Annotated in this window: 17 protein-coding genes, 1 tRNA gene and 1 pseudogene; 9 read left to right on the forward strand and 10 right to left on the reverse strand. The window is 41.1% G+C overall.

From position 1 onward, the window contains the following. Positions 1–30: 30 nt before the first annotated feature. Entirely contained in the window at positions 31–942 is a 912-nt protein-coding gene (murQ, locus tag AC1DBT_RS03610; RefSeq protein ID WP_480018619.1) for an N-acetylmuramic acid 6-phosphate etherase, read from the reverse strand. Between the two features lie 243 nt (positions 943–1,185). Here murQ and AC1DBT_RS03615 point away from each other — a divergent pair, with 243 nt between their 5' ends. Together AC1DBT_RS03615 and AC1DBT_RS03620 are read left to right on the forward strand one after the other, a co-directional pair. Beyond that, positions 1,186–2,061, forward strand: a complete 876-nt coding sequence (locus AC1DBT_RS03615; RefSeq protein ID WP_311438952.1) for a MurR/RpiR family transcriptional regulator — start codon at positions 1,186–1,188, stop codon at positions 2,059–2,061. Next, on the forward strand, positions 2,054–2,644 hold the full coding sequence (locus AC1DBT_RS03620; protein WP_480018620.1) for a PTS sugar transporter subunit IIA: 591 nt from the start codon (positions 2,054–2,056) through the stop codon (positions 2,642–2,644). The genes AC1DBT_RS03615 and AC1DBT_RS03620 overlap by 8 nt, the downstream gene beginning before the upstream one ends. A 109-nt stretch (positions 2,645–2,753) precedes the next feature. Here AC1DBT_RS03620 and AC1DBT_RS03625 read toward each other — a convergent pair whose 3' ends face one another. Then, entirely contained in the window at positions 2,754–3,707 is a 954-nt protein-coding gene (locus AC1DBT_RS03625) for a sugar-binding transcriptional regulator (protein WP_480018621.1), read from the reverse strand. A gap of 165 nt (positions 3,708–3,872) precedes the next feature. Between AC1DBT_RS03625 and AC1DBT_RS03630 the strand changes: the two genes are divergently transcribed. From AC1DBT_RS03630 to AC1DBT_RS03660, 7 genes and pseudogenes are all read left to right on the forward strand, one after another. After that, positions 3,873–5,297: a PTS transporter subunit EIIC gene (locus AC1DBT_RS03630; protein ID WP_480018622.1), complete on the forward strand. Its 1,425-nt coding sequence runs from the start codon at positions 3,873–3,875 to the stop codon at positions 5,295–5,297. A gap of 49 nt (positions 5,298–5,346) precedes the next feature. After that, the gene (locus AC1DBT_RS03635; RefSeq protein ID WP_480018623.1) at positions 5,347–6,171 is read left to right on the forward strand and encodes a PHP domain-containing protein; all 825 of its coding nucleotides are present in this window, start codon (positions 5,347–5,349) and stop codon (positions 6,169–6,171) included. A gap of 427 nt (positions 6,172–6,598) precedes the next feature. Then, on the forward strand, positions 6,599–8,035 hold the full coding sequence (locus AC1DBT_RS03640) for a fructose-specific PTS transporter subunit EIIC (protein ID WP_480018624.1): 1,437 nt from the start codon (positions 6,599–6,601) through the stop codon (positions 8,033–8,035). A 136-nt stretch (positions 8,036–8,171) separates the two neighbouring features. Further along, on the forward strand, positions 8,172–9,347 hold the full coding sequence (locus AC1DBT_RS03645) for a MalY/PatB family protein (protein WP_480018625.1): 1,176 nt from the start codon (positions 8,172–8,174) through the stop codon (positions 9,345–9,347). After that, a pseudogene (locus AC1DBT_RS03650) lies at positions 9,338–9,445 on the forward strand (hypothetical protein); the annotation flags it as partial. The gene AC1DBT_RS03645 and the pseudogene AC1DBT_RS03650, both read left to right, overlap by 10 nt. Before the next feature lie 177 nt (positions 9,446–9,622). Further along, on the forward strand, positions 9,623–11,071 hold the full coding sequence (locus tag AC1DBT_RS03655) for a PTS sugar transporter subunit IIA (protein WP_480018667.1): 1,449 nt from the start codon (positions 9,623–9,625) through the stop codon (positions 11,069–11,071). Further along, positions 11,071–12,477: a Sapep family Mn(2+)-dependent dipeptidase gene (locus tag AC1DBT_RS03660; protein ID WP_480018626.1), complete on the forward strand. Its 1,407-nt coding sequence runs from the start codon at positions 11,071–11,073 to the stop codon at positions 12,475–12,477. Before AC1DBT_RS03655 ends, AC1DBT_RS03660 begins: the two co-directional genes overlap by 1 nt. A gap of 383 nt (positions 12,478–12,860) precedes the next feature. Here AC1DBT_RS03660 and AC1DBT_RS03665 read toward each other — a convergent pair. From AC1DBT_RS03665 to AC1DBT_RS03700, 8 genes are all read right to left on the reverse strand, one after another. Further along, a tRNA-Pro gene (locus AC1DBT_RS03665) sits at positions 12,861–12,937 on the reverse strand. Between the two features lie 57 nt (positions 12,938–12,994). Further along, entirely contained in the window at positions 12,995–14,017 is a 1,023-nt protein-coding gene (locus AC1DBT_RS03670; protein WP_480018627.1) for a 4-(cytidine 5'-diphospho)-2-C-methyl-D-erythritol kinase, read from the reverse strand. An 18-nt stretch (positions 14,018–14,035) separates the two neighbouring features. Continuing rightward, entirely contained in the window at positions 14,036–14,329 is a 294-nt protein-coding gene (locus AC1DBT_RS03675) for a Veg family protein (protein WP_006303335.1), read from the reverse strand. 390 nt (positions 14,330–14,719) lie between these two features. Continuing rightward, entirely contained in the window at positions 14,720–15,451 is a 732-nt protein-coding gene (gene nagB, locus AC1DBT_RS03680; RefSeq protein ID WP_480018628.1) for a glucosamine-6-phosphate deaminase, read from the reverse strand. 325 nt (positions 15,452–15,776) lie between these two features. Further along, a complete protein-coding gene (rdgB, locus tag AC1DBT_RS03685; protein ID WP_480018629.1) occupies positions 15,777–16,421 on the reverse strand; it encodes an RdgB/HAM1 family non-canonical purine NTP pyrophosphatase in 645 nt (214 codons plus the stop codon). Between the two features lie 92 nt (positions 16,422–16,513). Beyond that, positions 16,514–17,332: a ribonuclease PH gene (gene rph / locus AC1DBT_RS03690; protein ID WP_480018630.1), complete on the reverse strand. Its 819-nt coding sequence runs from the start codon at positions 17,330–17,332 to the stop codon at positions 16,514–16,516. 86 nt (positions 17,333–17,418) lie between these two features. After that, positions 17,419–18,168: a PRC-barrel domain-containing protein gene (locus AC1DBT_RS03695; protein ID WP_480018631.1), complete on the reverse strand. Its 750-nt coding sequence runs from the start codon at positions 18,166–18,168 to the stop codon at positions 17,419–17,421. Between the two features lie 117 nt (positions 18,169–18,285). Then, positions 18,286–18,684, reverse strand: coding sequence for a YtxH domain-containing protein (locus AC1DBT_RS03700; protein WP_006303340.1), 399 nt, complete (start codon positions 18,682–18,684; stop codon positions 18,286–18,288). Positions 18,685–18,873 lie beyond the last annotated feature (189 nt).

An 18,873-nucleotide genomic window follows, 5' to 3' on the forward strand; every position in this document is an offset into this window, starting at 1 on the left:
GTTATGCATAAGCGTTTGCAACTGATCAAGCTATGCTTGCGCAAGAGCTTCTCGAACATGTCCATGCGCACGTGAAAGTTTTTCTTCTGCTTGCGCGCGTGTAAATGAACCCAAAATCATCACGATCGCCAACTTACAGCTGCCCTGTGCTTCTTGAAGAACGCGAGCAGCGGTCTGGCTATCAACACCAGTAGCTTCGGTAACAATGTGATTGGCTCTAACTTTAAGTTTTTCGTTACTTTGTAAAACATCTACCATAAGGTTTTGATATGCTTTTCCAGACAAAATCATAGCTGTGGTAGAAATCATATTGAGCACAAGCTTTTGAGCAGTTCCCGATTTTAGGCGCGTTGAGCCTGTAAGAACTTCTGGCCCTACAACTGCCTCAATTGCAACATCAACAAGACGCGAGATTTCACAATCTTTGTTGCAGGTAATTGAAGCTGTAAAACATCCCTGTTGGCGAGCGTACGTAAGACCGCCAATAACGTAGGGAGTACGCCCGCTTGCCGCAAGACCAACAACTATATCGTCCGAGGTAAGATTGCGATTTTTAAGATCTAAAGCACCCAACTCTCGTGAATCTTCGGCGCCTTCTACCGCATCGATAAGAGCTGATTCCCCACCTGCGATAAGGCCGATAACAACATCTTTTGTAACACCAAATGTTGGAGGACACTCAGCTGCATCCAATACACCAAGCCTTCCGCTTGTTCCTGCTCCCATGTAAAAAATGCGATGATGTGAACTTATGGCCGTAGCACCACGCTGCGCAACTAAAGCAATTTTTTCAAGTTCAGGACGAATTGCCTGAGGAACGCGCGCATCTTCTTCGTTCATAATGGACGCGATCTGCAAGGCACTCATTTGATCAAGTCCCATTGTCCGAGGATTACGAGTTTCGGTTGTCATAGTGTCTAACTGTATGTCCACGTCATGCATCCTTTCAAAAAATTATGTGCTGACGTACTTGGCGTAATAAATGATTGTGCGTAATAAGTATTGCGCTCATAAATAGCACCGCACGCCTTCCTTGCTTTAAGTGTATTAAGACTTCACTTTATTTCAAGATTTGCGCGCAAGCGTGAAACTTTATTTCAACTTATGATTTTTCGGACTTTAAATTGTGCAGCACCAATAAGGCGTGATACGATTACGATTATAAGAAAGCGCAGGTAATATCCTATGAAAAATATTATAATTCGTTTACGAGAAAATATTGGATTCCTAAACCCTGCAGAAAAAGCTGTGGCTCGATACGTGTTGCAATGCCCTCATGAAAGTAATCGCTTGTCGGTAAAGGCACTTGCTGCACGCTCATTTGTATCTCCGGCTGCAGTGGTTAGAATGTGTAAGTCTATTGGCTTTGAGGGCTTTAAAGAATTTAAGACCGAACTTACTCGAGAACTTGCAACCGAAAAGCTTATTCTTCCTCTTGATACCAAAGACATCAAACAAAACGATACGCCCGAAAGCATTATCAAAAAAATTACGCTCAAAAATATTCACTCTCTGTATGATGCGCTGCGTTTAATTGATCCAGAAACTATTGAAAAAGCCGTTGAACTTTTGCAAGCCTGCGACCGTATTTTATTGTTTGGACTTGGTGCTTCTCTTATTGCCGCCAAAGATGCTAATCTCAAATTTTTGCGCGTAAATAAAACTTGTTTAATTAACGATGACTGGCACCTTCAGCTTATAACAGCACGTAATAGCACCTCTCGAGACGTAGGAATAGTAATTTCATATTCAGGACAAACAGCAGAAACACTAACATGCGCCGAAATATTAAAGCACAATAATACTCCTATTATTGCGATAACACGTTGTATCGAATCGCCCATTTCAAAACTGGCCGATGTTTTGCTCTATACCACCAGTAATGAATCGCTTTTTAGAAGTGCTGCAATGAGTAGCAGAATTTCGCAGCTCAACATTATTGATATCTTATATACGGCATTTGCGGTAAGCGATTACGAGAAAAACTTTACCTATTTAAGTAAAACTCGTATTGTCAAACACATACCAAAGAACGAAAGGGAGGGAGAGCACCATGTTTAATGTGTTTAAACATTTGATTAAAACCAGCTCGTGCAAAAATCCGTTGGAGCACTCACCTGAAGCATCATCTTGTAATGAGCGCGCAGGCGCACAAGCAACACCAGATGTAACACATGACAGCGCTTCTGACAGCACGAGCACCGATATTATTGCCTGCTGTTCAGGTAAGCTCATTGATGCCGCCACGCTTCCCGATCCTGTTTTTGCACAGAAAATGCTGGGTGAAACATGTGCAATTGTCCCTCTTGAAGACACTATTACGGTGTGCTCGCCTTCCGATGGGAGCGTATCTGCTTTATTCCCAACGGGGCATGCTTTTGGCATTACGCGCCCCGATGGAGTTGAAATACTTGTCCATATAGGTATCAATACGGTTGAAGCTCATGGTGAAGGTTTGCGCGTTTTGGACGTACGCCAAGGCGATACAGTCAAGGCAGGAAAACCAATGGTAGAAGTTGATGTGAAGAAACTTTCCCAAACGTATAATATGAGCATTATGACTATTATTACCGACGCACAACAGCAGTCCATCAGCTTTAAAACCAGCGGCTCAGTAAATCAAGGAGACTCGATCGTTGCCTAGAAGGGCTGTCTTACACCGTATGGGTTGGAAACATAGGTATATCTGGATATAAATGTCATCTCCCTTTCTGAGGCCTCGGCAAGGGAGATGTGTTCTGTTCTATAATCTCTTATTTTGGCATATGTAAACCATAATCCAGAATAAGTTCTTCTGCTAAATTAATGTCTATTCCCAAATCAGTAATTACACCAGAGCGTAACAAACCCGTTATTGAAAGACTTTTTTTAACACCACAAGCGAGCAGCAAAACCCTTGGTATAAACTTTAAATCTTGAAGATGAAGACCCACCATTCTTTTCGATAATGCCGTTGATACCTCTTTGCCAAACCGATTGAAAAATGAGCATAAGATATTACCAGTAATATCTGCGTTTTGATATTCAGTAACTTCAGCGGATGTCATATAGCCGAACCTTTTGAGCGAAGATCCTTCATTTATCACATCAGGTGAGACTATCGCAAGCTCAACCGATCTCGCTTTATCAATCACATCTTTAATAAATACTGAATCCATAAGCATATGCGCCATTTGTGCGCTATCGACTACCGCAGGGGCATAAAAATACAAGAAACTTGTACTTAATTTCTCAGCAAGTTTGGAGGCAATGTAATTAGCATGATATTGAGGATTGTCTATACCAAAGCCACCAACAAGTGGAACAACGTGGCTTACAGACGTAGTTAGCGTGGGCAGAGAATTCACGATTTCGTAAATAGTTGAACCCCAACCTACACCGATAGTATTTGATTGCTCGAGCATCTTCTTCAAATTAGGTAGTAGGATTTGTGAAAGATTGTATTTAGTTTTTATATCTCCGTCATTTTGGCATATGACAACTGATTTAAGGTTATATAAATCACAAAGCTTACTGGTAAGATAAGCATATCGATCATTAGGTCGCCTAAGCGATATACCAACCACGCCATAATCAACGGCCTCTTTAAGTAATTTTGCAACGGTTGGCCTTGTAATACCAAGATCGCCCGCAATTTCAGTTTGTGTCTTTCTGTCCTTATAATACATACGTGCAACTTCATATAAAAAGATATCTCTATTGTACATGGAAAAATACCCCACCCTATTTGAGTAATACTTGAGCATAATTTTACACATGTAAATTAAATACCGCCCGTACTTTAAAGATTAGCATAATGAAGTTTTTGATGATAACGTGAATCATGAGGATTTCCTTATAAGTTAAGGCATGTTAGCTGTTGGGAGGTAAAAATGAGCTATGAAGATGCTTGCCAAGATATAATTAAAGGAGTTGGCGGCGTAAACAATATTAAAACCTTTGTACACTGCGCCACACGATTACGCTTCACTCTTGACGATGTGAACAAACTTAATAAAAAAGAGATAAATTCTATCTCGGAAGTTATGGGAATCGCAGAGGGAAGTGGACAGATTCAACTTATTGTTGGGGCAGATAAAGTAAACGAAATGTCTCGTCTAATTGAGCTGTCGATAAATAAACAGCAATCTTTAGATGCTCATGAAAACCCCGAAAACAATAAAGTTTGTCAACACAATGAGGATATGCCAATTCATAAAAAATTTAGTACTATATTAATGAATCTTTTAAATGGTTTTTCCCAGATTTTGACGCCTCTCGTTCCAGCACTTGCCGCTGCTGGTATGTTAAAAGTTGTTTTGTTAATGCTATCGAAAATAGGACTATTATCGCCTACTGATCCAACTTATTCAGTTTTAAACTTAATAAGCGATTCTATATTTTACTTTATGCCCCTCATAACGGCCTTTTTATCAGCCAAGTATTTCAAAACAGATCTGGTTCTCGCCACTGTTTGTGCAGGCGTTCTCATCCATCCGACCTTTATAAAATTATTGAGCGAACAGTCGCTTTTATTTTTAGGAATACCTGTTGCTAAGGTTAATTATAGCGGCACTATTTTACCCATTATTGTAATGGTTTGGGTTTTATCGAAAATCGAACCTATAGCAGACAAGCTTTCACCTAAAATAATAAAGATTTTTATTAAACCCCTGATTGAGATGCTTATAATAGTGCCTCTGACTTTATGGTTACTAGGCCCAATCGGCAATTGGGTTGGACAAGGTCTGGGAGATCTCGTAACGATTATGTATGATAAAGTTGGCTGGCTGGCGGTAGGTATTCTTGGTGGTCTTCTTCCATTTTGCGTGCTTACTGGGCTTAACCGCGCTCTTACACCGCTTAGTATTCAAATATATACAACCTTAGGTTATGAGCCATTATTCCGTACTGCCTACATAGCAGGCAATATGACTCAAGGTGCCGCAGCGTTGGCAATTGCATTTAAAACAAAAAATAAAAGATTTAAACAGATTGCTTTCTCAGCTGCTTTCACTACGCTTTTAAGTGGGATAACTGAGCCTTCCTTATTTGGAGTAATACTTAAAGCAAAAAGATCTCTTATAGCGGTATTTCTAGGAGGAGTAATCGGAGGTGTATACACAGGACTAACGGGTGTCAAAGCTTATGCAATGGCTGTTCCTGGATTCCTCTCGTTACCAATGTTTATTGGGGATAACCCGTATAATTTTATTAATGCTGTAATAGGTTTTATTATCTCAATTATTGCAACATTTGTATTGACGCTTATTATTGGTTTTGATGACATAAAAGAATTTGACTCAGACACGCAATGATCATCTTTTTATACACTTTTGATTAGCAAGTTCTGAAAGGAAAATAGTCATGTTTTATGCTGATTTACATATTCATACATACTATAGTGATGGTCTTTTCAGTCCAAATAAAGTTTTGTATATGGCAAAAGAAAACCAGGTCAAAGTTGTTGCAATTACCGATCATGATACACTCTTCCATCTTGATATGTGTCAAGATATAGCAGATGGCTACGATATTAAGCTTATACGTGGCGTTGAGCTAAGTTGCTATAATTCATGTGCTAAAAAGAAGGTGCATATTATTGGCCTTGGTATTACCGGCAAAACACCGCAACTTAATAAAATAACTGCTCAAATACGCGAAGGCCGAAACGCTTGTCATAGGATAATAATCGATGAACTTAAAAAAGCTGGTTACGATATAGACTATGAATACGTGTTGAGTTTTTCTCATTCACAAACGGTTTCGAAGATTCACATTTTTAAAGCACTGCAAAACAAGTATCCAAATATAGATGAAAGTTTTTATAAGCAACATTTTATGAAAACGAAACACACCTCAGCAGATGATTTAATGAGCTACGTTGATGTTGAGCAAGGAATTCAAGCTATTTTACATGATGGTGGAATTCCAATCCTAGCGCATCCAAACTTTTATGATAGTTTTCCCGATGTGAAAACATATGTTGATTTTGGCCTGCAAGGAATAGAAATTTCTCACGTAACTATGAACGAAAATGACTGTGCAAAAGCAAGAGAATTTGCAAAAACTTATGGTTTAAAAGTAAGTGGCGGTAGTGATTATCACCCCTTTAAAAGCTATCCGTCAGAAATAGGTGAGTATGGGATATCTGAAAAGGATTGTTACGAATTACTATCGATAATCTCATAAGACGCTTAACTATATAGACGCGGCGCACCATTGATACTATACGTTCGTGGTGCGCCAGTCTTAACTAATATTTATTTTCTCTCTTTGAGTGAGCTTGATTCACTATTGAAATTTAAGATAATAGTCTGTTTACCTTAATCGCACCTTAATGAATTTAATTTATCGCAGAATGCTAAACGTAGTACCACGTAGTTATCTAAGGAAGCTGTTTGATTGCCCAGCATAACAGAGATACCTTCAACCCAAGACAAGACATCCTCAAATCCATCATTCATAATATGTCATACAGTAGCGACAAATTGGTTATTAACTGTAAATGCCATTTAAGAGATACTTAATTTAGTTAGATATTCATTACGCTGTTTGTCTTGAATATCTACAAGTAATTCTATTAGGCGTAACAGCAGGCTGTATAGGAGGTAAGTATATGTCAAAATCCATTGTTGCCGTAACCAATTGTCCTGCAGGCATTGCCCATACATATATGGTTGCCGAGGCTATAAAAAATACGGCCGAGGCGGCGGGTTATAAAGTAAACGTCGAAACGCAGGGCGCCAATGGCGTAGAACATAAACTTACTGCTGAGCAAATCAAGCAGGCAGATTATGTTATCCTCGCTCTTGGCAAAGGAATGAGCGACGAAGAACGAGTTCGTTTTGACAGCAAAAAAGTAATAGAGTTGCCCGTATCAAAAGCATTCAAAGAGCTTGATACCATCTTTAAAAATTTGGATGCTAATGCTCATGTATACCGCGCAACAAACGTTGATCTCGGCGGACGAGCTGGCAATGATACAAACGTAAACAATCTTTTAGCTCATTTAATGGCTGGAGTGTCAGGAGCCTTGCCTTTTGTTATTGGTGGCGGTCTCCTTATGGCCATAGGCTCAATCATGGCTCAATTTGGAGCACCAAATTTACCACCAGCAGATGGGCAAACCGCAAGTATTGCATGGATTCTTAACGAAATCGGTGGACTTGGTTTCTCATTCATGGTTCCAATTATGGGTGGTTATATCGCAAAATCCATAGGTGGTAAACCTGCACTTGCGCCAGCTTTTATCTGCTCATATCTTGCAAATAGTCCAAAGATTCTTGGAACACCAACAAGCGCAGGATTTTTGGGTGCTGTTTTGATTGGTTTACTCGTTGGACATTTTGCGCTCTTATTAAAATCAATAAAACTGCCAAAGAATGTTCAGGGATTAATGGGCTTCTTGATTATCCCATTTATAAGCCTGCTTTTATTTGGCCTGCTTACCTATTATATTATCGGACCAATTGCCGCAAGTGTTATGGCCGCATTGGTGAACATGCTTCAAACGATACCCCCTGAAGCAAAATTTATTGCAGCGTTCCTTGTTGGTGCAATGCTTGCATTTGATATGGGTGGCCCTGTTAATAAAGCAGCTTGGTTCTTCTCATTCTCGCTGGTTTCAACGGGTATTTATGAATGGTACGGAATCGTAGGTGTTGTAACATTGCTGCCTCCTATGGCTGCAGCTATAGCCACCTGGATTAAGCCTACACTTTTTACGTCTGCCGAACGCGATGCTGCATGGCCTGCGCTTATCGTAGGAGCAACAACAGCAACCGAGCCTGCAATACCTTATGCGCTCGCAGCTCCACTTCCTATGATTTCAGCAAATGTTCTTAGTGGAGGAATTGCTGGCATTGCTTCTATGGCACTTGGTGTTCAGCGTTTAGCACCTGGTATTGGCGTGTTTGATCCTTTGTTGGGACTCATCACTCCAGCTCCCAATTACTATGTTGCGTTAATAATAGGTCTCGTTTTAAATGTTGTATTTGTTATTGTCTTTAAATCAGCATGGTTAAAACGTCGTAACGCTAGCAACAATTCTTAAGCCGTTATACAGCGCACGCGAATCTATTGTTTTTATTCGTGTGCGCTGTTAGCCATGTGATATATTCATCCATAAGCCTACGGTCGCTTTGTTTCGCAGAAACATAGCTTTTAACACATTGGATAGACGGATAAAAATGATGAACATTGACTTTGATTCCCCTATTGATCGTCATAACACATACAGCACACAATGGGACTACATTGCCGATCGCTTTGGTCGTAATGATATAATCCCCTTTTCAATTTCAGATACAGATTTTGCAGTACCTCCTGAAATTATCGAAACATTGAATGAACGCCTTAAGCACCCCATATTTGGATATACACGATGGAATCATGATGATTTTAAAAAACCCATTGCTACGTGGTTTATGCAACGCGGGGGTTCTTATGTTGACACCAACTGGATAGTTTATTCACCAAGTGTTATATGGACACTTGCAACGCTCATACGCATGCTGTCTGAACCCGGCGATTCAGTGGCGGTATTTAATCCAATGTATGATGCGTTCTTTAACACCATACAGTCAAATCAAAGAAAAATATGCCCCGTACAGCTCAACGCTTCAAATAATATTTTTACTTTTGACCAGAATGACTTATTCAAGGCATGCTCTGATCCAAACGTAAAATTACTCCTGCTTACAAATCCGCATAATCCAACTGGTAAAGTATTTACAAAAGACGAGCTCAAAGCAATTGTATCAATAGCCAAAGAAACCAATACTTTCATAATTTCTGATGACATACATCGTGATATTATTTTGCAAGATGTTCCATACTCACCAATCACAGATTACACAATAAAGCATGTTGCTCTGCTGTGTTCAGCATCTAAAACTTTTAATATACCTGGCCTTATTGGTTCATATGCATTTTTACCTGACAATGATGTAAAAGATTCATTTTTATATGAACTCAAACAAAAAAACGCTTTATCAAGTGTAAGTATTTTTGGCATGTATGCACAAACAACTGCCTATACAAGCTGTGCCTACTACGTTGATGAACTTACAAACTATATAAAACTAAATATGAAATGCATCGAAACATATTTTAACGAACATTTGCCAAACATAAAGTTTATGATTCCACAGGCAACATATTTGGCATGGATTGATATCTCATCTCTGCATGTCACCTCTTTAGCGTTGCAACAAGCATGCGTTGACTATGGTAAAGTTGGCATCATGAGTGGCTCAGTTTACGGCAATGATGCATTTATGCGCATGTGTGTTGGTTGCCCAAGGTCTAAGCTCTTACAAGGTCTTGATGGCTTTTATAAAGGAGTGAGGGGGTTATGCGGTTAAATAATCGTGAGAAGCGCCTTGTTGCATATCTTCGTACGCGCAATGTCAACGGAAAAGAACTTGCAGCAACCCTCAACGTTTCTCAACGTACAATTTTTAGAGACATAAGACACGCAAATAGTGTATTAAAGGCATGCGGAGCAGGATATATCGACACTTCATCGCACTATCATTTAGAAGTTGGATCGATCGCCGCGCTTGAACAGCTACTTGAAGATATATGTGATGAGCCAACCGAAGTACTACTTGTATTGCTGTGCTCCACGCATCCAACCATGCAACAACTTATCGAAAAAACTTTTTTATCCCCCACGCGCATACGTAATGCAATAAAGGTAATAAACGCTCAGTATAAGGCTGTTCTACAAATAAAACCGCGAACAGGTCATGGACTTGAAATGTGTTTTTATAAAATGCAAGCTGCGGATTTATTAGCTGCTCTTTTGGTAAAATATAAACATGCAAAGCATATCGTTTCTAAATATACGGTACACATGCCGTCTGCAGTAGGTCTGTTGCGCTGCGAAATTAATAATTATGAAGAATGCGTAAATAGCTGGGTTACGCCGCGACAAGTTATGCTTCAAGTGGAAGCAGCGCTCATTACCGCAGGTGTTGTCTCTCGAGAAGCACTTTATCAAAAGGAACGCATCAACGCTATTAAAGACTATTTTTGTAAAAAGAAAAATCTTTTTACTTGGCTAACCGCACATCGTGATGTTTTGGAACAAAAAGCTCATGACTTATTACATGCACACGGTATGTATAACAAAACGTTCGATTTAGAATCACGAATATTTGATCACATTGTTCGCGAAGCGCTCTTTCCCACCTTAATGAACGACGAATTTTTCACGCAAGCTGAAGAATTACAACGCAGTTACCCTTTCGAATTTGATTTTGCATATATGTATTGCGAATATCTTGAAGCACAGCGCAAGGACATGTTCGTTGTCCCCGAACTTTGTGCTTTATACGTAATAGGCACTCATGTAAATCTAACCAGTGCCCAAACGAATATTCTTCTTTTATGTACGCGTAAATCATTAGAACAGGTAAATTTATCAGTTATAAAACAAATTTTTATGGATTCAAATATTACAATTGTTAACACTTATTTAGAAGCTAAACAAATGTATTCTCATAAGAAATTTGATGTACTGATTTATGATGACTCGATTTCAATTTCAGATGTTACAGAACTGCCATGGGACTTTTCTTATCGGGGAATTATAAGAGAAGACGATTTACGTCTTTTACAAAAAAGATTGTTATATGCCAATTATTGTAAAACTATCACCCAAATGCTTCCTCAAGAACATTTTTGCATACTTACGACTTCTAACAAGCAGTACCAAGATGTGCTGCAAGAGGCACTGGGTCTTTTTATAAGCCGCAAATGTATGACAGAACAAGAAGGTAGAAGCATACAAAAACGAGAAACGCAATCAAACCGACTTTGTTTTAATACAATTGCTGTTCCGCACTGTGTAACGGAGGTATATTCAAATACATTTAGATTATTTGCAATTATGTTAGATCCGCCACTTTATGAAGACGAAGAAGAGATACGAATCATATTGATAGTGCTTGCAAGCGCTCATCAACAAGACAAAAATACGATTTTTTCTTATTTATACAAGGTATTTAGCATGCAAGAAAAATATCAGCAACCAATATCATATCAAGCTCTAATTAATTTTTTAGGTCAGGTGAAGCTGTAATGTATATCGAAAAAACCACTATAGAGCACTATATTGATGCTCATTGGAATGAAATCTTAGAAGACATTCAACAAATGGTAGTAATACCAAGCACAATGGATAAAGAACGCGCAACAAGTGGACAACCATGGGGTCCAGACGTAGCGCAGGCTCTCACCAAAATATTGAATATTGCTTCACGACTAGGCTTTGCTACACACAATTATGAGGGCTATGTTGGGTGCGCAGATCTAAAGCAAGCAACTTCTAACCGTAAAAACAAAAAGCAGATAGCCGTTTTTTCACATGTCGATACTGTCCCTGCTGGTGCTGGCTGGAGCTTTGAACCATACGCGCTTACAAAAAAGGACGGTTATTTATGCGGAAGAGGCGTTGTGGACGATAAAGGCCCATCAATTATTGCTCTGTGGGCAGCTCACTTTTTTACAGAGTACAAACAGGAAATAAATTCTGATTTACGCATCATATTTGGGACTAACGAAGAAAGCGGAATGGAAGATCTCAAGTATTACCGAGCCCATTTTGAAGATCCCTATTTTCTTTTTACTCCTGATTCATATTGGCCTGTTGTGATAGGAGAAAAAGGAACTTACAATGCAGAAATATCTTTTCCTTTAGTTAAGGATGGCCGCATTGTTAAATTCGAAGGGGGAACTGTCCGTAATGCAGTTGCGTCCGAAGCAGATGTAATAATACGTGGCCAAGCAGACAAACTTATAAAACAAGAAAATATTTCAATTACACAAGTAAGTACTGATAGCGTATGTCTACATGCTATAGGCATTGGCGGACATGCATCAGAGCCCCAAAAGACAAAAAGTGCGATCGGTATTCTTGTTGACTATCTTTATGACCATGGGATTTATACTGCACCAGAGAAAACGTGGCTTGAGTTGCAGAGAAAAATATATCATAAATGGGATGGCTCATTACTTAACATTGATGCAGTAGACGACATTTTTTCTCCTCTTACTATCATTAGTGGCGTTATTGGCACGCGTGATGGAAAACTCATTCAAAGTATTGACTGCAGATTTCCAAAATCGACAAATCCTGACGCCATTTATAAAAAGCTCAGTCAAACCTGTTCACAACATGGCGCTTTATTACAAGAAACACATCGTGGGCATTGTATGTTCGTAGACCCCAAACAAAAGGAGATTCAAATTCTTCTCTCCAGCTATCATGAATGGTCAGCCCCAGATGAGCAGCCAATTACTCTTGGCGGCGGAACCTATGCCAAACACTTTCCATATGCAGTTGCATTTGGACCAGAACACCTAGAAGACAGCAATACTCCATCATGGCTGGGAAGTATTCACGCGGCAAACGAAGGAATTTCAGAAAATGCCTTAAAGAAAGCACTGGCCATTTATATTACAGCACTTGGCGAATTGTTACGATAATAATTATGTAAGCTCTACACTGGGTGTAGTTCTTGAATTATTACACATGGCACTTTAAAACGGCTGATTTGCAAAATCCTAGCTGCATTGTTCAGTAAAAAAATTGCATATAAGCACGATTACCAGACTCCATGCAGCAGAACCGCAAAATCGAATCTATGCCCTGTTTTCTCTCATAAGGCACCGCAAAAACTGTGCCCCCTTACAAGATGATTTGTGTAAGGGGGCATATAAAACTATTCAAGTTGTTTATAGCTTTTGTTCGCCCATAAACGCACAAGTTAACAATTACTTGGTGTTTTTACGAGCTTTATTTTTACGCTTAATGCCAAAAGCGCCGCTCACCACCGCTAATGCACCTATTATCTTACGGGGAGAAAAAATGGTCGGGTTGACTGGATTCGAACCAGCGACCTCTCGGTCCCGAACCGAGCGCTCTACCAAGCTGAGCCACAACCCGACAAAACAAAACACATGATACAGCACATTAAACAGCTGTACGCGCGTGCTTACTGTATCAAAAAACGCGATTTAATCCAAGTGTCTTAGTAGAATATACCCACCAATTCCGCATTTTGGAAGCCTTTTGAGCAATTTCATCACAAATAGCAGAACTTTGGGCAAATGCAAAAACCGCACTTCCCGAACCCGTCACGCAAGGATGAGAAATGCCTTGCTGCACACGCAACCACGCCAAAACTTCGCGAATATCCGCGACGTGCTGGATAACGGCCTCGGCCAAGTTATTATACAAAAGCTCATTAAGTGCCAAAACATCGCCCACACGCAAAGCCTGAATAATCCTATCGGGCGATTGAGGCATAAATGATTGTATTCCTGCCTCTGGATTTAATTCTGGGCGTAACTCTTGGCTTAATTCTGGCTGTAACCTTATCTTAAGCTCTGAACCCGGCTCTGCCCCCGCCTCAGCCTGAACATATTCATCAAAAAGACGATATGCAACAGGGGTGCTCACTCCTGCCTGAGGACGAACGATAACGCAGGGAATTGAGGGTACATGTTCAAAAGATTCTTGCAGTGTTGCTCCAACACCATTTAAGTACGCAGGAATAGGGCGTAAAAAGAAGGCAACATCTGCACCAATAGATTGCGCCACGCGCACCACGCGCGCGTCAAGGGCATCTATCCCCCAAAATTTGCACAGCAACTTAATAGTGGTGGCTGCATCTGAGCTTGAGCCGCCCAAGCCAGCTTGCGCTGGAATATGTTTTTGTATAGTTACGGTATATGCTGGCTGTTTATGAAATGTTTGACACATAGCTTCAAGCGCGCGAAACGCCGTGTTATCCTTCATGGCAACATCAGGGCCTGCACCCATGACAACCGTATTTTGTTGAGCGTGCTCGTTATAGCTAAGAGTTACCATATCCGCCAGCTCAAGTGCAGCCATAACCGAGTCGGCACGATGATAACCACTTTCGCCAACGTTATGCGGATATATTCCTAAGTGAAGATTAATTTTTGCGTAAGCAGGCGCAACGTCTTGATACGATGCGCAACAAGTAACCGAATTATTCATACAAAACGATTACAGCGCCTAAAATTCTTCTACAACGCAGTCAAACAGGCGCTCTCCCGTATCGGCGTCAAAAAGCTCAACCGCACCCGTTAGCACATCAACATATTGAAACGATTGACGCTCAACACGGCCACGACGCTCTTCGGTTTCTACTACAAACAGTGACGGGTGAACTCCTACCAGCATGCCCATACGATCGACCACGCGCGATCTACCCATATTAGCTCGAACTTTAATGCGCTGCTGTTCAAGTGTTTTTAATTTTTCGCGAATATCCTCAACACGTAGACTAGAAGGTGTTAAACTATCCATACATGCCTCCACTCAATACAGGTAGCGCTTTGGATGTGCTGTTGTCTTAAACAGTTGCCGTAACAAGTTTGCGTTAGGAAAACATACACACGCTAACATTAGGTGCTGCGCGTGCCTAAATAAGTACCAGATAATGGGAATACACAAAGCTCAAAGAACCCAATCACTAGATTAGATTCTTTTGCTTGCATTTATAACACAAACTCGTACATAGCGACATAGCGCAAATCAGTATTGTATTACAGTTTGTGCATTTACGCAAAAAAACCGTAGTATTACCATACAAACCTGCAGACGAGCGTGTACAAACGCGCAACATTCATAAACTAGTTATCAGCACGCATATGCACAAGCAGCACAATATTCATGGATGGTCAAATCTAAGTTCTGTTAACGCGGACACTTACTCAGCGCGGCATCATCGGCAATTAGCACGCAATTATTGTGCAACTGCAAAATAGAGGCAGGACAATTTGGATTGATAGCGCCATAGCACATGTCATATACGGCATCAGCTTTATCTTCGCCGCTTGCAATAATCAAAATCATACGAGCATACATAATGGTTTGGATCCCCATCGTATATGCCTGACGAGGGACGTCTTCCTTACGCTCAAACAAACGGCTGTTTGCGTTAATAGTGCTTTCGGTAAGGTCTACACAATGCGTACCACACGAAAAATGATCGTCGGGCTCATTAAAACCAATGTGGCCATTACGACCAATACCCAACAACTGTAAATCGGGATAACCTGCCTTCTTGACCAGCTCATCATAAGAGCGGCAGGCGCTTTCGGCGTCTAAATTAGAACCGTCGGGAACATGCGTGTTGTTGATATCAATATTTATGTGGTCAAAGAAGTTTTTACGCATAAAATAGTGGTAACTTTGCACATCACTGTGAGAAAGACCACGATATTCATCCAAGTTATACGTAGAAACGCGCGAAAAATCGATGTCATCCTTTTTATACCATTGTGCCAGCTGATTATAGGTGCCTATAGGAGTGGTACCCGTTGCCAAACCTAAAACACAATTAGGCTTAAGAATGACCTGGGCGGAAATAACATTAGCAGCTTTACGGCTCATATCGTTGTAATTGAGCGTGCGAATAATCTTCATGAGGTCCTCCATAATCAACGCGCAAATCTGACAAGCAACAAAGGTTTTAACAGCAAAGATTGCGAGCGCCAAAGGCTCAGCAAAACGCCTTGTATACTTTTATTGTCGCGCAAGTAGGTAAAAAATTTAGCAACAATGAGTAACTGGTATTAAATTATACAGAAAATCCTTTTTAACTGGTATTTTATTTAATACCAGTTGCGAACGAAAGGCACGTGAGCTGTGAAGATTTCCATAAACACACGTGCGCTTTGATTGCAAAGCACAGCGTAATTGCAGAACGCTCGCACTACAATTGCAAAAAGCACGAACCAGCCAACACGGGCTATTGGAGCTTAAGCGCCAAATCTTCGAGCGCACGACGACGATGAGAAATTGCGTTTTTCTCGTCGGCAGAAAGTTGCGCCATAGACCTATGCGTTGCCTGGGCTGCATCGGGCAAAAAGAGCGGATCATATCCAAAACCTTGTGTTCCAATTTCTTCATGGGCAATATAACCCAAGCAATTGCCTTCACCTCTAAAAACTTGTTCAACCGAGGAGTCGCGCTCGCGCTTTATGAGCACAATAGAACAGTGAAAATGTGCGCGTCTGTGAGCATCGTCTACATCTTTTAAGGCTTCCAATAATTTTTTATTATTAGCTTTATCGTTACCGTGCTCGCCAGCATAACGCGCAGAATAAATACCAGGCGCGCCTGACAGAGCGTCTACGCATATTCCAGAATCATCAGCAAGTGCATACATACAACCAACCGCATCAAGCGCATGACGTGCTTTAATAACCGCGTTATCATAAAAAGTAGCGCCGTCTTCAACAGGATCATCAAAAGAGCCTAAGTCGTGAAGCGCCACAAAAGAAAACTGCGGAAGGACATGCTTAAGGATTGCTTCGATCTCGATAACTTTATGGGCATTGCCCGTTGCAACAACAATGGTAGATTTTGGATCAAAGTCAACAACGCTTGCCATACAAGCTCCTTTGCAACAAATTCACAAGGATATATCTTATCCTAACAAAGAATTAACACGGCAGTGAGCTCGCTAAAAATCAGCACAAGCGCTTAAAAATTGGTAACCGATTTTTGCAGTGCAAACAACTTAGTAAGCGCAGGCTCACTTGCATCAAGCAGTGCGTTAAGATCGTGGCGCGAAAGAGTTGCGCGCTCACCAGTACCTTGAATTTCAACGAGCCCACCGTCGTCGCGCATAACAACGTTGAGATCAACATCTGCATTGCTATCTTCGGGATAATCAAGGTCAACCAGCAGCTGTCCATGCACAATACCCATTGAAATTGCAGCCACTTGCCCCGTAAGTGGACAACGCGAAATCTTGTCGGCTTCAACCATCTTACGGCACGCGTCATGCAATGCCACCCACGCGCCCACAATTGACGCAGTGCGTGTACCGCCATCTGCTTGCAGTACGTCGCAATCAATAGTTATGGTGTGCTCGCCTAACTTAGAAAAATCAACAACCGAGCGAAGACTTCTGCCAATCAAACGCTCAATCTCCATCGAACGGCCTTTTCTCCCCTTGTATTCGCGCGGTGTTCTTCGTGTTGCCGAAGCAGGCAACATAGCATATTCTGCACTCACCCATCCCAGGTGAGATAATTTTCGCCAAGCAGGAAGAGTGTCTTCAACCGTTGCACTACAAAGCACGCGCGTATCTCCGCAGGTAATAAGGCACGAACCGTCGGCATACTTCATAACTTGACGCTCAAGCGTACAGGGGCGCGCCTCAAAGGCAGATCTTCCATACGAACGCGCGTGTACGCTATTGGATTTTTGCGAAATGGTTTGCACGCGCGTTTGGTCGCACGCCGCCAAGGATTTACCCTCTGGCAATGGGGACGTTAAAGAATTCTCTGTATTCATATATACTCACTTTAAAAAATTGCGGACACCAGTAGCAACTTTGCATAAAAGCGTATTTTATTTGTATAAAAGCGCTTTTCTATACATTATTTACTGGCTTTTTTGTATTCATCTAAGAAGTCGCCAAACATCGAGCGACTCTTTTTAATCTGACGGCCTACACTTTTTGCCGCTTTGGTATATTCTTGCGAACTGCTTACCTCATCAATTTTGTTATTAACTCGTTGGGCAAGCTTTTTACCTGCGTATTTTGCTTCGGCATATTTTTTACCCGCGTCAGCTGCCAACCCTTTAGAAAGTTCGGTTGATATTCCTTGCGTGTTTACCAGTACACGCCCTTTTTCACAAGACTCATAACTACTAAAAGGTATTTTAATGTGCCCAACTAAGCGCGAGGCAATTTTCCCATCGTCGATAATAAACGCTAAAACAGCTCTAGAACTGGCGTTAAGCGCCACGTCGCTAATATGGCCAATCATCTGCTTGTCCTGCGATACAACATCCATCCCTTGCCAAATGATGCAACTACCCCAATCAAGTGCTAAGCGCGAAAGAGCCGATTTTCCTAATTGGCGCATAGACGCATGAATATGCATTTCAGAACCTTGTAAATGGCACACATCTACGGGAACAAATATATCTTTACGCTTGAACATCCACAGCATGTCTGGTCGTTTAATAAGAAAGCCAACAAGCCTATCACCTGCAGGCGTAAACAGGGCAAAATGAACTTTACCCAACGGTTTTTTATGTTCAACCGTTACGCCGTTAGATGTTTTTGTGCGTATAATGTATGCTTTTTTATTCACACATTGCGAAATTCGTTCTATGCTCACGGCCTCTCACTTTCCCAAAGAAATCTAACAAAGATCATGCGACGCAACACATTACATGGATATACAAAAAGCGTAGCACTATCCATGCTACGCTTTACCATGATATCTGCATATATACTAGGCGTTAGCAGGTTCGGCCGACTCCACAACCTCTATATGAGCACCTTCACCCTCGTGATCCACAACCTGATGAACAGCCGCCGTTGAATTTGCAACAGCTTCAGAAAGCGAGTTGCGCAGCAAATCCATGCGCTCGCGCGCACGATCTACCTTAGCGCGAAGCTCGTCGGTAGTTGCGCTAATGGTTGGGCGCATAGCATCAAATTTATCGTTTACTAATGCTGAATTACGCTCATAGGAATCTCTTGCATTATCCCATGCATCATTAATTGCATCGGCGGCAAGCGCGCGACTCTCTTTGCCCGAACGAGGAGCCACTAAAATACCTACGGCAACTCCGGCAGCAACACCAACAATGCTACCAGCAATAAAACCCAGAGTTCCTTTTGCGCTCATATTTCCTCCTTGAAAGCCGAATATACAGTTATATTCAGGTTCATATGTAACGTAATAATCTCTCGCGATATTAGTGTAGCGCACTCATGGCAAAGTTGAAACATAAAAGTGCTTTTTCGTGCGTAAAAACCATGAGTACCGCCACGTATTTAGTTATAAATTAACTGATACGGTACTTGTCAGCACATG

This window comes from Fannyhessea sp. C0108B2 (genome assembly GCF_056583915.1).

Excerpts from the sequence above, each read along its gene's own strand:
- rph (WP_480018630.1), bottom strand. The coding sequence starts at position 17,332 with ATGAATACAGAGAATTCTTTAACGTCCCCATTGCCAGAGGGTAAATCC.
- AC1DBT_RS03660 (WP_480018626.1), top strand. The coding sequence starts at position 11,071 with ATGTATATCGAAAAAACCACTATAGAGCACTATATTGATGCTCATTGG.
- AC1DBT_RS03635 (WP_480018623.1), top strand. The coding sequence starts at position 5,347 with ATGTTTTATGCTGATTTACATATTCATACATACTATAGTGATGGTCTT.
- murQ (WP_480018619.1), bottom strand. The coding sequence starts at position 942 with ATGCATGACGTGGACATACAGTTAGACACTATGACAACCGAAACTCGT.
- AC1DBT_RS03615 (WP_311438952.1), top strand. The coding sequence starts at position 1,186 with ATGAAAAATATTATAATTCGTTTACGAGAAAATATTGGATTCCTAAAC.
- AC1DBT_RS03620 (WP_480018620.1), top strand. The coding sequence starts at position 2,054 with ATGTTTAATGTGTTTAAACATTTGATTAAAACCAGCTCGTGCAAAAAT.
- AC1DBT_RS03640 (WP_480018624.1), top strand. The coding sequence starts at position 6,599 with ATGTCAAAATCCATTGTTGCCGTAACCAATTGTCCTGCAGGCATTGCC.
- AC1DBT_RS03625 (WP_480018621.1), bottom strand. The coding sequence starts at position 3,707 with ATGTACAATAGAGATATCTTTTTATATGAAGTTGCACGTATGTATTAT.
- AC1DBT_RS03670 (WP_480018627.1), bottom strand. The coding sequence starts at position 14,017 with ATGAATAATTCGGTTACTTGTTGCGCATCGTATCAAGACGTTGCGCCT.
- AC1DBT_RS03700 (WP_006303340.1), bottom strand. The coding sequence starts at position 18,684 with ATGAGCGCAAAAGGAACTCTGGGTTTTATTGCTGGTAGCATTGTTGGT.
- AC1DBT_RS03645 (WP_480018625.1), top strand. The coding sequence starts at position 8,172 with ATGATGAACATTGACTTTGATTCCCCTATTGATCGTCATAACACATAC.
- AC1DBT_RS03655 (WP_480018667.1), top strand. The coding sequence starts at position 9,623 with ATGCAACAACTTATCGAAAAAACTTTTTTATCCCCCACGCGCATACGT.
- AC1DBT_RS03630 (WP_480018622.1), top strand. The coding sequence starts at position 3,873 with ATGAGCTATGAAGATGCTTGCCAAGATATAATTAAAGGAGTTGGCGGC.
- nagB (WP_480018628.1), bottom strand. The coding sequence starts at position 15,451 with ATGAAGATTATTCGCACGCTCAATTACAACGATATGAGCCGTAAAGCT.
- rdgB (WP_480018629.1), bottom strand. The coding sequence starts at position 16,421 with ATGGCAAGCGTTGTTGACTTTGATCCAAAATCTACCATTGTTGTTGCA.
- AC1DBT_RS03675 (WP_006303335.1), bottom strand. The coding sequence starts at position 14,329 with ATGGATAGTTTAACACCTTCTAGTCTACGTGTTGAGGATATTCGCGAA.